10 protein-coding genes are annotated in these 18,221 nt (G+C 73.3%); 2 read left to right on the top strand and 8 right to left on the bottom strand.

Features of this window, described 5'->3' with window-relative positions:
- Nucleotides 1–85 precede the first annotated feature (85 nt).
- Nucleotides 86–880, bottom strand: coding sequence for a class II aldolase/adducin family protein (locus AB0F01_RS07125; RefSeq protein ID WP_362090706.1), 795 nt, complete (start codon nucleotides 878–880; stop codon nucleotides 86–88).
- A gap of 190 nt (nucleotides 881–1,070) precedes the next feature.
- Between AB0F01_RS07125 and AB0F01_RS07120 the strand changes: the two genes are divergently transcribed.
- Nucleotides 1,071–1,544: a pyridoxamine 5'-phosphate oxidase family protein gene (locus AB0F01_RS07120; protein ID WP_362090704.1), complete on the top strand. Its 474-nt coding sequence runs from the start codon at nucleotides 1,071–1,073 to the stop codon at nucleotides 1,542–1,544.
- Nucleotides 1,545–1,556: 12 nt separating this feature from the next.
- Here AB0F01_RS07120 and guaA read toward each other — a convergent pair whose 3' ends face one another.
- A complete protein-coding gene (gene guaA / locus AB0F01_RS07115) occupies nucleotides 1,557–3,137 on the bottom strand; it encodes a glutamine-hydrolyzing GMP synthase (RefSeq protein WP_362090702.1) in 1,581 nt (526 codons plus the stop codon).
- Between the two features lie 318 nt (nucleotides 3,138–3,455).
- On the opposite strand from guaA, the gene AB0F01_RS07110 reads away from it, so the two are divergent.
- Nucleotides 3,456–3,887 (top strand): chorismate mutase, encoded by a 432-nt coding sequence (locus tag AB0F01_RS07110; protein ID WP_362090700.1) that lies wholly within the window; start codon nucleotides 3,456–3,458, stop codon nucleotides 3,885–3,887.
- 1,003 nt (nucleotides 3,888–4,890) lie between these two features.
- On the opposite strand, the gene AB0F01_RS07105 is transcribed toward AB0F01_RS07110, so the two are convergent.
- From AB0F01_RS07105 to AB0F01_RS07080, 6 genes are all read right to left on the bottom strand, one after another.
- Nucleotides 4,891–6,642 carry a GMC family oxidoreductase gene (locus AB0F01_RS07105; RefSeq protein WP_362092477.1) on the bottom strand — a complete coding sequence of 584 codons (1,752 nt, stop codon included), beginning with the start codon at nucleotides 6,640–6,642 and terminating at the stop codon, nucleotides 4,891–4,893.
- Nucleotides 6,643–6,926: 284 nt separating this feature from the next.
- Complete coding sequence (locus AB0F01_RS07100; protein WP_362090698.1) at nucleotides 6,927–8,540, bottom strand: succinic semialdehyde dehydrogenase; 1,614 nt, start codon at nucleotides 8,538–8,540, stop codon at nucleotides 6,927–6,929.
- Nucleotides 8,541–9,010: 470 nt separating this feature from the next.
- Nucleotides 9,011–10,804, bottom strand: a complete 1,794-nt coding sequence (locus tag AB0F01_RS07095) for a protein kinase (protein WP_362090696.1) — start codon at nucleotides 10,802–10,804, stop codon at nucleotides 9,011–9,013.
- 298 nt (nucleotides 10,805–11,102) lie between these two features.
- Nucleotides 11,103–12,659 (bottom strand): serine/threonine-protein kinase, encoded by a 1,557-nt coding sequence (locus AB0F01_RS07090; protein WP_362090694.1) that lies wholly within the window; start codon nucleotides 12,657–12,659, stop codon nucleotides 11,103–11,105.
- Between the two features lie 452 nt (nucleotides 12,660–13,111).
- Nucleotides 13,112–14,875: a protein kinase gene (locus tag AB0F01_RS07085; RefSeq protein ID WP_362090692.1), complete on the bottom strand. Its 1,764-nt coding sequence runs from the start codon at nucleotides 14,873–14,875 to the stop codon at nucleotides 13,112–13,114.
- Between the two features lie 384 nt (nucleotides 14,876–15,259).
- Nucleotides 15,260–18,166, bottom strand: coding sequence for a protein kinase (locus AB0F01_RS07080; RefSeq protein ID WP_362090690.1), 2,907 nt, complete (start codon nucleotides 18,164–18,166; stop codon nucleotides 15,260–15,262).
- Nucleotides 18,167–18,221: the final 55 nt, after the last annotated feature.

Raw genomic sequence — 18,221 nt, 5'->3', positions numbered from 1 at the left:
GCCACTCCCCCAGATCCGCGCCGCCCCCCGCAGGCACCCCCGCCCCGCCGCCCCGCCGCTCCGTGACCTGCCTCCGCGGCCACCACTACTGCAACAGGTCAGGCTCGCTGCGGCTGATGTCCTGCCACAGCGGCTGATAGTTGATCCAGGCCACCAGGTCTCCGCCGACCTGCTCCCGGGTCGCCACCGCCTGCCGGTGGCCGATGTGGACCGGCCTGCCCGCGGCCTTCGCCGTGAGCTGGACCTGGGCGGACCGTTCCATCGACAGGAACCACCAGGCGGCCGCGTCCACCGAGTCACCGACCGTCAGCAGCCCGTGATTGCGCAGCACCAGCGCCTTGTGGGAGCCCAGGACGGACGCGATGCGCCGAGCCTCCTCGGCATCGACCGTGACACCGCTGTAGGCGTCGTACAGTGCCTGGTCCTCGTAGAAGGCGCAGCTCTCCTGGCTGAGCGGCTCCAGCAGGTCGCCTAGGGCGGCGAGCGCGCGGCCGTGCACCGAGTGGCAGTGGGCGACGGCGACGACGTCGGGCCGGGCCGTGTGCACCTGGGCGTGGACGGTGAACGCCGCCTGGTTGACGTGGTGTCCGCCCTGGACGACCTGGCCGTCCCGGTTGACGAGGACGAGGTCGCTCACGGTGACGTGGCGGAAGGGCATCCCGAACGGATTGACCCAGAAGCAGTCGCTGTACTCGGGATCGCGTGCGGTGATGTGCCCGGAGACGCCGTCCTCGAAGCCGAACCGGCCGAACAGCCGGAGGGCACCCGCCAGCCGTTCCTTACGGTGCCGGCGCTCGTCCTCGACCGACTCGTGCATCGGCGGCATGGGGAAGCGCAGCTTGTCGGTGGGCAGCGGCGGGGGCGGGGTGGGCCCGTGCATGAGTCCTCCGCGGGGGATGTGCGTACGGGGCGGAAGGTACCGTCGGGGCGCGGCGCACGACAGATCTGTTCCGTAAAGATGCGGCGCGCGGCACAACCGGGAGGAATCGCGCGGCGTGATCCCGAGCAATGCAGCGTGATGCGGAGCAATACAGACAGGACGTGTCCGGTATTCGGGGCACGCTCTAGGCATGACGACGAACTGGGAGGCTTTCGCCACCTCCGAACCCGGCCTGGCGAGGACCGTCGAGGAACGCTTCGGCGCCCACACCCACCACGTCCTGGCCACGCTGCGCAAGGACGGCTCGCCCCGCACCAGCGGACTGGAGGTGCGCTTCCTCGGCGGCGAGCTGTGGCTCGGCATGATGCCGGGCTCGCTCAAGGCGCTGGACCTGCGACGGGACCCGCGCTTCGCCCTCCAGGCGAATCCCGGGGAGGGCACCACCATGGGGGGCGGCGACGTCCGCGTCTCCGGCCGGGCCGTCGAGGTCGAGGACGCGGAGAGCCGGGCCGCGTACAGCGAAGAGGTGGAACCGCCGGAGCCGTTCCACCTCTTCCGCACCGAGTTGACGGAGGTCGTACGGACCTACGTGGAGGACGAGAAGTACCTCGTCCTGCAGGTCTGGAGGCCCGGAGCGCCGGTGCGCACGCTCAGACGGACCTGAGCCCGTGGGGGCTCACTCCCACTCGATGGTCCCCGGCGGCTTGGAGGTCACGTCGAGGACGACCCGGTTGACGTCCCGCACCTCGTTGGTGATGCGGGTCGAGATCTTTCCGAGGACGTCGTACGGCAGCCGCGACCAGTCGGCGGTCATGGCGTCCTCGGAGGACACCGGGCGCAGGACGATCGGGTGGCCGTAGGTCCGGCCGTCACCCTGGACGCCGACGCTGCGGACGTCCGCGAGCAGGACGACCGGGCACTGCCAGATGTCACGGTCGAGGCCGGCCGCGGTGAGCTCCTCGCGGGCGATGGCGTCGGCCTCTCGGAGCAGGTCCAGCCGTTCCTTGGTGACCTCGCCGACGATCCGGATGCCGAGGCCGGGGCCGGGGAACGGCTGGCGCTGGACGATCTCGTCCGGGAGGCCGAGTTCCTGGCCGACCATCCGCACCTCGTCCTTGAACAGCTGGCGCAGCGGCTCGATCAGCTTGAACTCGAGGTCCTCGGGCAGCCCGCCGACGTTGTGGTGCGACTTGATGTTGGCGGTGCCGGTGCCGCCGCCGGACTCGACGACGTCCGGGTACAGGGTGCCCTGGACCAGGAACTCGACGGCCGGGCCCTGGTCGGCGACGATCTCGGCCTGGGCCTGCTCGAAGACCCGGATGAACTCGCGGCCGATGATCTTCCGCTTCTCCTCGGGGTCGGACACGCCCTTGAGCGCGGCCAGGAACCGCTCGCTCGCGTCGACCACCTTCAGCTGCACGCCGGTCGCGGCGACGAAGTCCTTCTCGACCTGCTCGGTCTCGCCCTTGCGCATCAGGCCGTGGTCGACATAGACGCAGGTCAGCTGCGAGCCGATGGCCTTCTGCACCAGGGCGGCGGCGACCGCGGAGTCCACACCGCCGGACAGCCCGCAGATGGCCCGCCTGTCGCCTACCTGCTCGCGGATGGCCGCGACCTGCTCCTCGATGACGTTGCCGGTGGTCCAGTCGGGGGTCAGGCCCGCGCCCCGGTACAGGAAGTGCTCCAGCACCTGCTGCCCGTGCGTGGAGTGCATCACCTCGGGGTGGTACTGGACGCCGTAGAGCTTCTTCTCGTCGTTCTCGAACGCGGCCACGGGCACGACGTCCGTGGAGGCGGTGACGGTGAAGCCCTCGGGGGCGGCGGAGCAGGCGTCGCCGTGGGACATCCACACCGCCTGCTCGGCCGGCGTGCCCTCGAAGAGGGTGGAGGACACCTTGGAGACGTGCAGCTCCGTGCGGCCGTACTCGCGGGCCCCGGTGTTGTCCACCTGGCCGCCGAGGCTCTGGGCCATCAGCTGGAAGCCGTAGCACATGCCGAAGACGGGGACACCGGCCTCGAACAGCGCCGGGTCGACGGTCGGGGCGCCGGCCTCGTACACGGACGACGGACCGCCCGAGAGGATGATCGCCGCGGGGTTCTTGGCGATGATCTCCTCGACCGGCATGGTGCTCGGCACGATCTCGCTGTAGACCCGCGCCTCGCGGACGCGACGGGCGATGAGCTGGGCGTACTGCGCGCCGAAGTCGACGACCAGAACGGTGTCGGGCGCGGGGGCAGCGGGAGTCGCTGAGGACACGGGGTGCCTTCCGGCGGTGGGGCGGGAGCTTGTGCGTCCCGATTCTACCGGGGGGCGCGCGGGGGGCCGTCCGGCCCCGTCTCATCATCCGGTCGGGGTTGGACGCGCGTACGCGGCGCGGCATACTGGCCCCCATGCTCACGCACCCGACCTTCCTCTTTACCTATGGCACCCGGCCCGCCGGCTGCCATGGTCGTGCTGCTTGAGCATCTGACAAGCGACTTCCCAGGCGCCCCGGGCCGACAAGGCCCGGGGCGCCTGTGTTGGTCCGGGTCCTGTCGCTCCGGGGCACCGCGTCCCGTACCGCGAGGAGCCCTCATGTCCGCCGCCACTGCCACGACCGCCGCCGTCACCACCGGATCTGTCACCGGGTCCGCCACGGATCCCGCCTCCGCGACCGGCCCGGCCGACTCCGTCGCTCCTGATCCGGCCGCTCCGGCCACTTCGGCCGCTTCGGCCGCTTCGGCCGCTTCGTCTCCCGAGAGGACCGGTGCCCGCACCTCCGAGGCCGCCGAGTTGATCACCGGCGCGCGGGAGCGGATCGACGCGCTCGACGATCGGATCATCGGCCTGGTGCAGGAACGGATGGCCGTGTCGGCCGTCATCCAGAAGGAGCGGATCGCCTCCGGTGGGCGACGGGTGAACCTGTCCCGCGAGATGGAGGTCCTCGCCCACTTCCGGGACGCGCTGGGCAAGCCGGGCACCGCCCTGGCCATGACGCTGCTGGAGCTCTGCCGGGGCCGGATCTGACGTTCGCGGCACAGACGTACGCATCCTTCTCACCCGTACGGCGCGTGACCGCCGGTGAAGCCGCTTCGTTGGAACCGATGTCCGTGCCAGCCAGGGGCGGGCCCGAAAGAACCACGCGTGGCTCGCCGGAGCGATGAGACGTACGGATCGTGCCGTGCGTCGTGGGACCTCGCTCCGGACAAGTGACCGGACGGCAGGGGACAGCAGCCCGGTCACCCAAGAGAACGGTCGGCTCCGGGGACGCCCGGAGCCGACCGGCGGACTTCGTCCGGGTCCGAATCGGAAGGCAGCGGGGGCGACGCGCGTCGAGCACGATGCGTACGCGCCCACGTCCCCCGCAGACGACCGCATGACCCTGCGCAGACCGACGCACGACCGGTGACCGCCGGGATCCCACACCCGGCGCGCGCTCCCGCCGGACTCCCGCGATCACGGCGGCCCCAGGGCGTTCGAAACCCGCGGCGCGACCCCCCGGCGCCGCTCACAGGCACCGGCGCGGCCCTGACGCCGGTGCTGACGATGGAAGGGCCCCGCGGCCCCGCCTTGCCCCCGAGGCCCCGCGGGGCCCTTCGTCTGCCCGGGTACGGATACGGGTACGGCATGGGCCATGGACGGGAAATGGACGTGGGATGGACATGGGCTGGACGGAGACGGGGGCACGGCCCCGCAGCCGGACACGACCATGACCACGGGCACGGATCCGGCGCGGCGCGTGCCGTCGGCAGCCCGCCTCGCCTCTTCGCACACGACGCCTCCGCTCCGGCGTCTCGGGCGCGGAGCACACACCGAAGCAGCTCGAGTGATCCACGTCACACAGCAATTCGTGATTGACGGGACAACCATCCGTGGGGTTCAGCGATCGAACCTTCCGGAGCCACGGGCCCCGTCCGGGGCCGTCGGAGGACCTGCGCTCGGAGGGGGGCGCAGGTCCTCACCTTTTCGGCTTATTCGGCGGCCTTCCCAGCAGCCCTCCCAGCAGCCCATTCCGGCCCCGGCCGCCCCCTCACTTCTTCGGCGGCACCGCCGGCATCCCCAGGAACGGCAGCTTCAGCGCGCCGAACGCGTCCGCCGGCACCGCCGGGGACCTCGGCTCGACCGGCTGGAGCCGCCGGTAGGGCTCCTCCTGCTCGGGGCGCGGGTCGGCCTCACCCTTGTTGGGCCAGTACGACATGGCCCGCTCGGCCTGAGCGGTGATGGTCAGCGACGGGTTCACGCCCAGGTTGGCGGAGACCGCGGCCCCGTCCACCACGGAGATGCCGGGGTGGCCGTGGAGCCGGTGGTAGGGGTCGATCACCCCGGTGTCCGGGGACGCGCCGATCGGACAGCCGCCCAGGAAGTGGGCGGTGAGCGGCATCCCGGCGAGTTCGCCCACGTTGGAGCCCGGGAAGCCGTTGATCTCGGCCGCCAGCGCGGACGCTCCCTCGGTGGCCGCCTTGATCTGCTTGGGATTCGGGGCCCCGTGCCCCTGGCGGGCGGTGAGCAGCCCCTTGCCGACACCGGACGGCTTGAGCCGCGTCGTCAGGGAGTTGTCCAGTGACTGCATCACCAGGGCGATGATGGTCCGCTCCGACCAGCGCCGGTTGGACAGCGACCGTGCCGTCAGCACCGGGTGCCGTGCGGCATTCCCCAGCCAGCCCAGTACTCGGGCGGCGCCGGAACCGCTGCGGGCGTAGGGCACCTGGAGAATCGACAGGGCGCCCATCGAGTTGGAGCCGTAGCCGTAGCGGACCGGCTCGATGTGGGTGTTCTCGTCGGGGTGGATGGACGACGTGATGGCCACTCCCCGGGTGAAGTCGGCCCGGGGCGCGCCGGTCACCCTGCGGTAGCGGCGGTTGTCGGTCTGGGCCCCGACCAGGGCCTCGGAGTTGGTGCGGGTGAGTTCGCCCAGCCTGTCCGAGAGGTGCGGGAGCCGGCCGGTCTCCTTCATGCGGTGCAGCAACGTCTGGGTGCCGTAGGTGCCCGCGGCGAGGACGACCCGGCGCGCCCGGAAGGTCCGGCCGCGGCCCTTGCGGCGCCGGTCGGTCGGCACGGTGGCCACGGCGAAACCGCCGTGCCCGTCCTCCGTCACCGCGACGGCCGTCGTCATCGGATGGACGACGGCGCCCGCCTTCTCGGCGAGGTGGAGGTAGTTCTCATTCAGGGTGTTCTTCGCACCGTGGCGGCAGCCGGTCATGCACTCGCCGCACTCGGCGCAGGCCCGGCGCGACGGCCCCACCCCGCCGAAGTACGGGTCGGGCACCTCCTGGCCGGGTGCGGCCTTCACGGTCCCGTCGGCGTCCTCGCCGTCGCCGAAGAAGACGCCGACCGGCGCCATGTGGAAGGTGCCCCCCACGCCCATCCGCTCGGCCGCGGCCTTCAGGTGCACGTCGGAGGGGGTCATCGTCCGGTTCAGACGCACCCCGAGCATGCGCCGGGCCTGGTCGTAGTACGGCTTCAGCTCCTCCTGCCAGTCGGTGATGTCCCGCCACTGCGGATCCTCGAAGAAGGGCTTCGGCGGTACGTACAGGGTGTTGGCGTAGTTGAGGGAGCCACCGCCCACGCCCGCACCGGCCAGCACCATGACGTTGCCCAGGAGGTGGATGCGCTGGATGCCGTACATGCCCAGTTTGGGGGCCCACAGGTAGTTCTTCAGGTCCCAGGAGTTCTTCGGCAGGGTCTCCCGGGTCCAGCGGCGGCCGGCCTCCAGGACGCCGACGTGGTACCCCTTCTCGGTCAGGCGCAGCGCCGACACGGATCCGCCGAAGCCGGAACCCACGACGAGGACGTCGTAGTCGTAGTCGTACGCGGGCTCGGGTTCAGGGGCAGGGGCGGGGGCCGGGTCGGGGGCACGGTCGGGGTCGGGGGTGCTGCGGGACTCTGACGCGTCCACCGGGACGTCGCGCGCGGTGGCCGCCGGGGCGTCCTGCGCGGTGCCGTCGGCGGCGTACCGCGCGGTCTCTGCGGGCTCGGGGGCGGAGTGGTCCTGGGACACGTGCTCTCCTCGTCGAAAGCCGGCCGACGGCGGGACGGGCCCGCCGCCGGAGTGGTGCGGGAACGGGCTCAGCGGAACCGGAACGCCTTCATCAGGCGCAGGCTCCGGCTCATGAACGCCGCGTACTGCGCGTCGTCCATGCCGAGCGAGGGAGCCATCGGCAGCAGCCGCTGGTGGGCGACGGTCTGGGACTCGGTGTACTTGTGGATGCCCTCGGAGCCGTGCCGGCGGCCGAGCCCGGACTCCTTCATGCCGCCCATGGGCGCCTGGACGCTGCCGTAGGCGGAGGCATACCCCTCGTTGATGTTCACGGTCCCGGTGCGCAGCCGCGCGGCGATGTCCCGGCCCCGCCGGGGGTTCGTCGTCCAGACCGACGAGTTCAGCCCGTACGGGGTGGAGTTGACGCGTTCGACCGCCTCGTCGTCGGTGCCGAAGCGGTAGACGGAGACGACCGGGCCGAAGGTCTCCTCGTCGCACAGGGTCATGCTCTCGGTGACGCCTTCGAGGATGGTCGGCTCGTAGAAGAAGGGGCCGATGTCCGGCCGCGCCACCCCGCCCGCGACCACGGTCGCGCCCTGGGCGACGGCGTCGTCCACATGACGGGCCACCGTCTCCAGCTGGTGCCCGCTGACCAGCGAGCCCATGTCCGCGCCGTAGGAGAGGGAACGGCCCAGCCGCATCGCGCGGGTGCGGGCGGCGAAGCGCTCCAGGAAGGTGTCGGCGATCGACTCGTGGACGTACAGCCGCTCGATCGAGATGCACAGCTGGCCCGCCGAGGAGAAGCACGCGCGGACGGCACCGGCCGCCGCCTTCTCGATGTCGGCGTCCTCCAGGACCACCATGGCGTTCTTGCCGCCCAGTTCGAGGGAGACCCCGACGAGACGGTCCGCCGCGACGGTGGCGACCTCGCGGCCCGTGCGGGTGGAACCGGTGAAGGAGACGTAGTCGCCGCGCTTGACGACCTCCGGGCCGACGACCGGGCCGAGACCGATGACGGCCTGGAGCACGTCCGCGGGCAGTCCGGCCTCGATCAGCAGGTCACGCGCCCACAGGGCGGTCAGACAGGACTCGGTGTCGGGCTTCATGACCACCGCGTTGCCGGCCACCAGGGCGGGCAACGCGTCACCGACGGACAGTTCCAGGGGGTAGTTCCAGGGGACGATCTGGCCGATCACGCCGCGCGGGTGGCGCAGTTCGGTGACCTTGGTCAGCGCCGGGACGGCCCCCGCGCGGCGCTTGGGCCGCAGGTAGGCGGCGGCCCGGCGGCCGTAGTGGCGCGCGGCGACGGCCACCGCCTGGACCTCCTCGTGGGCGTGCAGCCGGGCCTTGCCGGTCTCCAGCTGGATGAGGTCGAGCACCTCGGCCTGGCGTTCCAGGACCAGGTCGTGGAAGCGCAGCAGGACGGCCGCCCGCTGCCGGACCGGTGTCATCGCCCACGCGCCCTGGGCGGCCCGGGCCGCCTCGAAGGCCAGCGCGACGTCCTCCGGCGTCGACTCGGGCAGGTCGGCCAGCTTCTCACCGGTGAACGGGGTGTGGTTGGCGGTGCGCCCCGATCCGACGACGCCCTTGGTGAGCTGGGCGACCAGCTCAGGCGTGACCACGTCGGCGGCGGTGCGGACACCCTCGGGGGCGGGGGCGAGGGGATTGGTGCCGGTCGTTTCCCGGGTCTGCGCGTCGGTCATGTGCCGCAGGGTATGCCGGGGCGCACGCTTTGTGTACCCGTCGGTAACAGATTCACCGACAGCTCACATGCCGCCAGTGAACACTGGCAACAAAGCCCCTGATCAGGGCATTGACCGCAGCCGAGGCCCGATCCGCACGGCCCGGTCTCAAGTCGGTCACGGAACCTCCCGGCCGGCCCCGGGGAGGTGCGGACGCGGTCCCGATGCGGTGGCGGATGCGGTACCGGGGGTGGAGGAAGGGGGGTGGATGGAAGGGGGTGGATGAAGGGGGAGACGCGGCGCCCCGGGAGACGGACGTGCGCCGGGCGCCCGCGCAGGTGCGCGGGCGCCGGCGTGGACGCGGGCGCGTCCGGGTCGGGCGCCGGCGTGGACGCGGGCGCGTCCGGGTCGGGCGCCGCGAGCGGGCCGGCGCGCGGGTGGGCGGGGCGAGGCGCGGTCAGCGGTACGGACGCGTGAGCACGGCTGCCCGATCAGGGGCGGGTGACGTCCAGGTTCTCGATGACGGTCTCCGCCACGTCCCGTCCGCGTTCCGTGAAGTCGCCCTTGCCCGGGTAGCCGACGATCAGCTTGTACATGTCGCCCGCGGAGGTCCGGTAGTAGAAGATCCGCATCTCGCGAGGGAGCGGGTTCCGGGAGTCGTCGGTGGTGTATACGACGGTGTTCTCGGCCGCCTTCCCGCCCTGATGGGTGAGGTTCGGCCGGGGGTCGGTCTTCGGGCCGGACGGGATGCCGAGCTTGTAGTTGCCGCGTTCCTTGAACTGGGCGTCGTCGTCGTACATCTCCGCGTCCGCGGAGCCCGCGATGTCGTTGCCGGTCTCGGTCTTCTTCTCCAGGGAGAGGTTGACCCAGATGCTGCCGCTCCAGTCGGTGTACCGGACCCAGTGGTCGGTGTCGTTGGAGTCCTCGTCCGGCACGGACCGCTGGTAGCCCTCCGGCACGGCCAGGCTCACCGCGAGGGCCTTCTCCTCCCGGGTCTTCCATCCGTCCGGCAGCGGCCCCGCGAAGGGGTCGGCGATCACCAGGTAGGCGGCCACCGCACCCGCGACCACGGCCGCGCCCAGCCCGAGCAGGGCCTTGCGGCCGAGCCGGATGCCCTTGCCGCCGGATCCCGGGACCGGCACGTTCACGATCTGCGTGGGCACCGGTGGCGCCGGCGGCTCGGCGGCCGCCTCCAGCAGGGTCCGGACCCTGGCCGCGTTCGGCCGCCGCGACGGGTCCTTGTCCAGCAGTCCGTTGATGACCTCGGCCAGCGGCCCCTGGGCGGCGGCCGGGGCTGCCGGTGTCGCGTTGAGCACCGACTGGAGGGTGGCCGGCGTGTTGCTGCGGCGGAACGGCGACACGCCCTCCGTGGCCGCGTAGAGCACGACACCGAGCGACCACAGGTCGGAGGCGGGACCAGGACGCTGGCCCAGCACGCGTTCCGGCGCGATGTACTCGGGCGAACCGACGAAACCACCGGTGTCGGTCAGGTTGGTCTCGCCCTCGATCTGGGCGATGCCGAAGTCGGTGAGGACGACCCGGTCGTACCGGCCGAGCATCACGTTGTCCGGCTTGACGTCCCGGTGCAGGATGCCCGCGGCGTGAGCGGCCTCCAGGGCGCCGAGCACCTCCAGACCGACGCGGGCCGCCTCGCGCGGCGCGAGGGTGCCTTCCTCCTGCAACACCGCGCCCAGGGAGCGGCCCTGGACGAGTTCCATCACGATCCACGGCTGTCCGTCGACGACCGCGACGTCGTGGACGTTGACGACCGCCGGGTGGTCGAGCCGGGCCGCGGCACGCGCCTCGCGCCGCATCCGCTCGAAGGCGTTGGCACGTTCGCGGTCGGGAAGATGGTCGGGAACGCGGGGCTCCTTGACGGCGACCTCCCGGTCCACCGTCTCGTCCTTGGCCCGCCACACGGTGCCCATGCCACCGTGCCCCAGCTTGCCGAGCAGCCGGTACCGGCCGGCGATGACCCGCCCCGCGCCGGGGTCGTGCGACGACGGCGACTGCGGCGCCTGCGGCCCGGAGCGGGGATCACCCTGCACCGGGACCGACGGCCGCTCCTGGGCGGGGGGCGCCGGGTGGTCCTGCGCGGAGGGTGCGGGGTGCCCCTGCGGCTGCGCCCCTCCCGGGTCGTGCTGCTGCGACGCGACCACCTCGGTCGGCGCCGCGTACGGGTTGCCGGGGTGCGGCAGGGCCGCCGGCGGGTGCGGGTTCGGCGGTTGCAGACCAAAACTGGTCGGTTCGTCGGCGCCGTGGCGGGGTCCCCCGTTGCTGCTCATGGTCCATCCATATCGCGCCGGGCCCCCACGGTTCCACAGGGGGCCGGGTCCGGTCACAGACCCGTGACCCGGGGCGCGGCATATATCCCGTTTACGGCCCTATGGTTGCCAGGGCCGTGCCCGATCGGGACAGACAGCGGAGGGCCGGGGTGGCGAGACACCGGGGGGACGAGGCACCGGTGGGGCGTGCCGCCGGGAGGTCGGCGACCGGAGGAACCGGGCGCCGGAGGGGCGGGCCGCCAGAGGGGCGTGCCGCCCGAGGCCGGTCGCCGGGGCACCAGGTCACCGGGGCACCAGGTCACCGGGCCAGGGGAACCGGCCACGGTCCGACGTCGGGTGCTGAGGGCGGGGCAGCCGCCCGGACGGACACGGCGGGCGGGCGCGCCGCGAGGGGCGGGGGCGGCGCGGCGCGGAAGCGGGAGGACGTTCGCGCGGAGGCGGACTGCGGCGCCGACGGGGAGGTCGCGAATGGAGCACTCCTGAGCGCCGCGCGCGGGAGCGCGGCGGGAGCGTCCGCCCGGGTGGCTTCCGGGCGGTCCGGCGCCGGCCCCGTGTCCGTCGTCCCGGGCGTCGGTCGCGCGGACGTCTCCGGTGCCGTGGCCCCCGGGTCTCCGGCGCCCCCCGGCCCCCCGGGTGCGGTGCCCGCAGGGGTTTCGGGAGTGGTGGCCGTGCGGGGGGTCGGGGCGGTGGCCGTGGTGGACCGGGAGCCCGGGCCGGTGGTCGCAGGGGACTCCGGTGACGTCGTGGGCGGGGGCAGCCCTCCGTCGCCGTCATGCTGCATGAGCAGCGCCGCCGCCGAGACACCGGCCACCGCCATCGCAGCGACCGCCAGCACCGCCACCAGCCGGCTCCGTGCGGGCGGCCCGACCGGGCGGCCCTCGTCGGACGAGGGTGGCCGAAGCCCGTCGTCGGGGGCACCGTCCCGCCGCCCCCGCCCCCGACGGCGTCGTGGTTCCCGGCCCGGAGGCGGCCCTTCGAGCGGCGGCACGTCCGGGGTGCGCCCCGTCTCACGGAAGACCCGCAGCATGCGTTCCGCCGCGTCCGCGTCCAGCCGCCGGTCGGGTTCACGCTCCAGCAGCCCGTGGACGACGGGCAGGATCGGACCGGCCTGCGCGGGCGGCCGCACCTCGTCGACCACGACCGCGTGGAGGACTCCGCCGAGCGAGTCGCGCCGGAAGGGCGACTCGCCGCTGAGGACCGTGCAGAGCAACGCGCCCAGCGACCACAGGTCGGACTCCGGGCCGGTCCTCGCTCCCGCCATGCGTTCGGGCGCGGTGTACTCGGGCGAGCCGACGAAGGAGCCGTGCTCGGTGAGCGTCGTGGCGCCCGCGACCCGGGCAATGCCGAAGTCGGTCAGCACGACGCGGTCGGTCCCGTTCTCCAGCAGGACGTTGGCCGGTTTGAGGTCCCGGTGCAGCACCCCGGCGGTGTGTGCGGCGCGGAGCGCACCCAGCAGGTCGATGCCGATGCGGGCGGCCTCGTCCGCACCGACCGGCCCGTGGCGGGCGACCCGTTCGGCGAGCGAGACGCCGTCGATCAGCTCCAGCACGATGTAGGGACGGTCGTCGTCCTCGACGACGTCGTGGACGACCGTGATGTGCGGGTGGCTCAACTGCGCCAGCGCCCGGGCCTCGCGCAGGGTGCGTTCCCGCTGCTTGCGGGCTTCCGCGGCCGAGAGCGTCTCGTCCACGGGGAGTTCCTTGACGGCGACGTCCCGGCCGAGCAACTCGTCGGTCGCCCGCCACACGACGCCCATGCCGCCGCGCCCGAGTTTCTCCTCCAACCGGTAACGGCCCGCGATCACACGGGCGTTGTGTCGAGCGTTGCCGTTGCCAGACGCCCCCTCGGTCCCCATGAGCCCATCATGCCCCACCGGATGTCCCCCCTCCGGTACGGCGATTCGGCCAAGCGGGAGACGTCCCCGCAGGTGCGGAGGGCAAGTGTGGGGGGCGGGTGCGGGGTGCAGGTGCGAGGTGCGGGTGCCCCGAGGGTGTGCCGCGTGCGAGTGCCGGAAACGCGTCTCCGGTACGCACCCGTGAGGGTGCCGGTGCGAGTGCCCGCTGCCCGGTTCCCGGTTCCCGGTGCCGAGATCATGTGGACGGGCCGTCGCCGTCAGCCTCGCCCCTCAGCCGTGGCCGGTCGACCGTCGGCCGTGGGCAGTCGGTTGTAGTCGGTCGGCCCGTGAACGGTCGGTTGTAGGCAATCGGTTGTTCGGTTGGCCGCAGATCGCCGTCCGGACTCCGGGGAAGGGGACCGGGCCGGTCCGACTGAGCCAATCGCGGTGGGGGCCCGATGCCGCCCGGTCCGTCAGCGCTCGCGCCAGCCCTTGAGCACCGTCTCGAACTGCGCCCGGGTGGTGTCCCAGTCCTCGGTCGGCCCGGCCATGTAGACGGCGTACTCGGCACCGTCCCGGGCCACGTACATCTGGTCGACCGCCCGGTAGGGACCGGGGAATTCCGTGTCCTTGGGCAGCGCCGTCCAGGTGTACTCCAGCCGCGCGGCCTCGCGGTCCCGGTACAGAAGGCGCCGCAGCTCCATCCGCCGGTAGTCGACCAGCCGTTGACCTATCTGCTGGTCCAGGTCGCTCAGGTGCGCGTAGGGGTCGTCGAAGTCGGGTGAGTCGTCGACGGCGATGCGCAGGAAGTGCTTGCCTCCGTCGGGTGTGTAGTCCACCTGGCGGTTGTCTCCGTCCGACACGACACGCTTCCAGTCGGCGCCCGGCAGGACGACGCTGAACCCGTAGGGGTCGGTGCGGCGCACCCAGCCCGCCGGGAGGCCACCCGGCGAGTCCGTCTCCTCCGGAGCCTCGGCCGCCGGGGACGCGGACGACGCGGCGGACGCCCCGCCGCCCGGCCGGCCGTTGTCGCCCCGCTGCTGCAGGACCACCGCGGTGCCGCCACCGATGATCGCGGCCAACGCGACCACCAGCGCCACCATGCGCCGCCGTCCCCCTCGGCCGCCGCCGTGGAAGCCTGCGGTGCCGGGGGCACTCCCGGGTTGCCCGACGGTGTGCCCCGAGGTCTGCGGGCCACTCCCGGAGCCCGGACGCGGTCCCGGCACGCCTGCCGGAGTGGTGGGGGCGGGGGCGGGACCGGTCGTGGCGCGAGGGGAGGACGGCGCCGGTACGGCGGTGTCCGGCCGCGTGTCGCGCGCGGACGTCGTACGCACCGCGCGCCCCGGCGTGACCACATCGCGCCCCGGCGTTGCGGGCGGGGCGACGGGCCGGGTCGGTACGAACGCCTGGGCGATGTCCGGCCGACGGCCCTCCGCGGCGTCGGTGAGCATCTCCTCGGCGCGCTCGATGTCGGGCCGGGCGCCCGGGTCCTTGCGGAGGAGGGCGGCGATCACGGGGGCGAGGGGCCCGGCGTGGCGCGGTGCGTCGACGTCCTCCTCGACGATCGCCTGCATGGTCGTCAGCGGCGTGGTCCGCCGGAACGGCGACGTGCCCTCCACCGCCGTGTACAGCGTCGCCCCGAGGGCCCACAGGTCGGAGGCGGGGCCGGGGTCGTGGCCGCGGACCCGCTCCGGCGCCAGGTAGTCGACCGAGCCGACGACCTCGCCGGTCCGGGTGATGGCCGTGTCGCCCTCGATCTGCGCGATGCCGAAGTCGGTGAGCAGGACCCGGCTGTCCCGGCCCAGCAGGACGTTGCCGGGCTTCACGTCCCGGTGCAGCACACCCGCCCGGTGCGCGGCGCGCAGGGCGCGCAGCACCCACAGGCCGATGCGTGCCGCCTCCCGGGGTTCGACGCGCCCCTGTTCCTCGACGGCGTCGGCGAGCGAACGTCCCTCGACCAACTCCATGACGATCCACGGCCGGCCGTCGTGCTCCAGGACGTCGTGCACGGTGACGACGGCGGAGTGGTTGATACGGGCGGCGGCCCGTGCCTCGGCGCGGGTGCGGGCCAGCAGCATGGTCTGCTCGCTGTCGGAGACGTAGAGCGCCGCGGTCAACTCCTTGATGGCGACCGACCGGTGCAGCACCTCGTCGTGCGCGCGCCACACCCGGCCCATGCCACCGCTGCCGATGGCCTCACCGAGCCGGTAACGGCCCGCGACGAGTCGGCCCTGCATCTGATTCACGTTGCCCCGCAATGGTCTTGACAGGGCCAGCGTAAAGATCTAGGCCCCTCCTGGGAACCGACGAGGTGCCAAGGAGACCGCACTGTGATGGTTGTCGCGATATGCCTCACCAGGCAACCTCAGCACGGCGAAACGCATCCGCCGGACCCTCCCTCCCCGGGACACCGGTCCGTGGCGATCACCCCGTGGGCATCGGTTCACACCGCCCAGGGGCATCGGTCCGCATCGGTCCGCAACGGTCCCCGGACCTCGGTGGGCATCGGTCCACAGGCATCGGCGGCCGGTGGGCGTCAGCTCCTGAACAACGGCTCATGAGCAACCGCCCGTGAGCAACGGCCCGTCAGTGAACGGCCCGTCGGCGTCCGTCCGGGAGCGTCAGTCCGTGATCCGGTACGTCGCCGAGGCCTGTTCGAAGTGCCGTGTCACCTCGTCGCGCTCGCCCTCGGGGCCGCGCACCTGGACGACGTGGTAACGGCCGTCGATCAGCACCGCGAGGTTACGGACGTACAGGTCCTCCCCGCTCGATCCGGTCCAGGTGAACTGCCCCTCGGCCATGCTGCGTCCACCCACCTCGATGCTTTTCAGCCCGGTCGACGTGGCCCAACTGGAGTCCCGGTACGGCTGGAGTTCCCGCTCGGAGTCCCGCTGGTAGGCCATGGGGTCGCTGCCGTACTGGGCCGCACTGTCCCGCCCCGGTACGACGATGAGTTCGAAGTCGCCCTTGGAGTAGACGACCTGCCCGCTGCCGTTCTTGGCGGTGCGCGTCCAGCCCTCGGCCACGGCGACCCGGAAGCCCTCGGGGTCCTTCCGCAGCGTGAAGCCGTCGGCCGCCTCGGGACCCGTGGTCTGGGTCTCCGTCGAGGGCGCCGACTCCTTGTCGCCGTCCGCTCCCCCGCCCTTCGCGCCGCCGTCCGTGCCCTTGTCCTTGCCGTCGTCCTTGCCGTCGTCCGACGGCTGCGGCGGGCCCGGTGTCGCGCCGACGGCCCCGGTGCGGTCGGTCGCCGATCCCCCGGTGTCCTCGCCCGCCTTCGGCATGAAGAGCATCGCGTAGGCGATGGCCGCGGCCATCCCGAGGAGCACCAGGAGGAGCAGCGTGCGCCCCAGGCGTCGGGGAGAGCCGGTCTTCTCCCGGCTCCGCCTGTGCCGCGCCTGCTGGGCGGGCAGCCCGGCACGCCGTCTGCGCACCAGTTCACCCCGGCGCCTGATGACCGGCAGCCGCCGGGCGTCCACGGGCGGTGCGGTGATGACGTTGAGGCCCGCCTCCGGCTCCGGTGCCGACCGGACCAACGAACGCAGCCAGCCGCGCAGTTCCTCGACGTCACTGCGCTCGGTGGGGTCCTGGCGCAGCAGGGACTCGACCACCGGCCGGAGCGGCCCGCACTCCTCGGCGAACGCGGGCGGCTCCGCGCACACCATCTGCACCAGTTCCGCCGTCGACTCCTCCGGGTAGGGGGCGTGCCCCTGCACCGCCCGGAACAGCAGCGCACCCAGCGCCCACAGGTCCGTCGCCGGACCGATGGGGGCGGCCAACTGCCAGTTCTCGTGCACCGGACCGGCCTGTTCGGGCGCCCACCGCTCCGTCACCGGCCCGACCACGGCCATCCGGGCCTGACGCGCCCGCTCGGCGGCCAGGGCGGTGGTGGGCCCACGGTGAGTGGGAGTACGGGCCACGAGGTCGTCCCAGCGGGCCGTGTCCGGTGCCGCGCCGGTCTGCGGGGCCCCGGCGGCCGGGCCGAGGGCCGGAGCGGATGCGGCCCCGGGATCCAGGGCACCGTGCCCCGGCCCGGCACCGTGGTCGCCGGAGACGGGCGCCATGCCGCTCCCCCCGCCGGCACCGGGAGCGCCGGTACCGGGGCGGGGGGCGGCCCCGTGCCAACCCGTGGCGCCGACACCGTACGGGTCGGCTATCTGTCCCGGCGGGGCGGCACCGCCCGTAGTGGCTCCGCCCGTTGTGGGACCGCCCGTTGTGGCACCGGAACCGTCCTCGGGTGCGAGCCGAGCACCGGGCAGCGCGGCCCTGCTCGTCTGCTGGGCCTCCTGTACCCGGGCGGCGGCCCGGGCACCCGCACGGTAGGCGGCGATGGCACCGGCGCGGGCCGCCCGCACGTCACCCGCACGGTCCAGGGGCCGCGGGGCGGTGGCGGAGGGGAGTCCGTGAGCCGGGTCGGCGCCGGCAGCGGGGATCCGGCCCGCCCGCGCCTCGATGGCGGCCCGCCGTGCGGCGTCGGGATCCGTGCCGGGATGAGGTCCGAGGGCGGGGTCGGCGGAGAACCCGGGCGGCCACGACGATCCACCGTCCGGTCCACGCCCTGCACCGTGTTCCTGCCCCGTCCGCCGACCGGGCCCCGGCACACCCGGACCAGCCGATGCACCGGGAACACCCGGAGCCCCCGCCCCCGGACCGGCTCCGGGGTGCATCGGTGCGCCTTGGGGCGTCACCTGTGTCAGGCCGTGAGGCATTCCTCCGTCGCCGGTGACCGGTGTCCCCGTCACCGGCGCCCCCGCCGCAGGAGTCCCTGGGGCGCGAGGGCCGGCGGCCGGTCCGGCGAACGTCCCTCCGGGTCCCTCCGGCCGCGGCCCGGCCCGACCGGGTTCCTGCCCTGCCTGCGGGTCGTCCGCCTCGGCCCGCGGGACCGGGTCGTAACCGCACAGCGCCTCTTCCGCCGCCCCCACGGCCAGACCGGTGAGCATCACCCGGCCGTCGTCGCAGACCAGCACGGTGCGGGCGGTGATGTTCCGGTGCACCCAGCCGTGCGTGTGCAACACCCGCAGTGCCATCAGGACGTCGGCGGCCACCTCCGCCGCCCGGTACGGAGACAGGGGCTTCTCCGCCAGCAGGGCGGACAGCGGACGGGCGGGCACCAGTTCACTGACGACCCACAGCGAACCGCCCTCCGCGAACACGTCGAAGACCTGGTCCAGTCGTGGGTGGTCGGGGATCGCGGCAGCCGCCTGCGCGGCCTCGACCGCCCGTCGCACCACCGGATCCGCCGGCCGGCGCGTGCCGGCGCGTGCGGAAGAACGCCCGGCAGGGCGCCGTGCCCCACCGTCACGGGCGGTGAAACCCTCGGGCAGCCCCTCGGCGTCGAGCACTTCCGCCTCGACGACCTCGGGCAACGGGACCTGCCTGACCAGCACTTCCTGCCCGCTGTAGGTGTCGAAGGCGCGCGTCTCGGTCAGTTCGTACTCGTCGGAGGGCGGCAGCGGCAGGCGGTAGCGGTCGGCGAGTACACGTCCCGCGTAGTCGTCCACGATGCCTCCCCCGGCGATACGGTCGGTCAATTCCGTTCGTACGGCGGACCATTCCCGCTGCGTACGGTCCGCAAGCACTCACGAT

This window comes from Streptomyces sp. NPDC029526 (genome assembly GCF_040637405.1).
In the GTDB taxonomy this organism is placed as follows: Bacteria; Actinomycetota; Actinomycetes; order Streptomycetales; family Streptomycetaceae; genus Streptomyces.
The sequence above is the reverse complement of the archived record's forward strand: the minus strand, read 5'-3'. Positions and strand labels throughout refer to the sequence as shown.

Coding starts and splice junctions, on each gene's coding strand:
- AB0F01_RS07125 (WP_362090706.1), bottom strand. CDS start 880: ATGCACGGGCCCACCCCGCCCCCGCCGCTGCCCACCGACAAGCTGCGC.
- AB0F01_RS07120 (WP_362090704.1), top strand. CDS start 1,071: ATGACGACGAACTGGGAGGCTTTCGCCACCTCCGAACCCGGCCTGGCG.
- AB0F01_RS07110 (WP_362090700.1), top strand. CDS start 3,456: ATGTCCGCCGCCACTGCCACGACCGCCGCCGTCACCACCGGATCTGTC.
- AB0F01_RS07100 (WP_362090698.1), bottom strand. CDS start 8,540: ATGACCGACGCGCAGACCCGGGAAACGACCGGCACCAATCCCCTCGCC.
- AB0F01_RS07095 (WP_362090696.1), bottom strand. CDS start 10,804: ATGAGCAGCAACGGGGGACCCCGCCACGGCGCCGACGAACCGACCAGT.
- AB0F01_RS07090 (WP_362090694.1), bottom strand. CDS start 12,659: ATGGGGACCGAGGGGGCGTCTGGCAACGGCAACGCTCGACACAACGCC.
- AB0F01_RS07085 (WP_362090692.1), bottom strand. CDS start 14,875: ATGCAGGGCCGACTCGTCGCGGGCCGTTACCGGCTCGGTGAGGCCATC.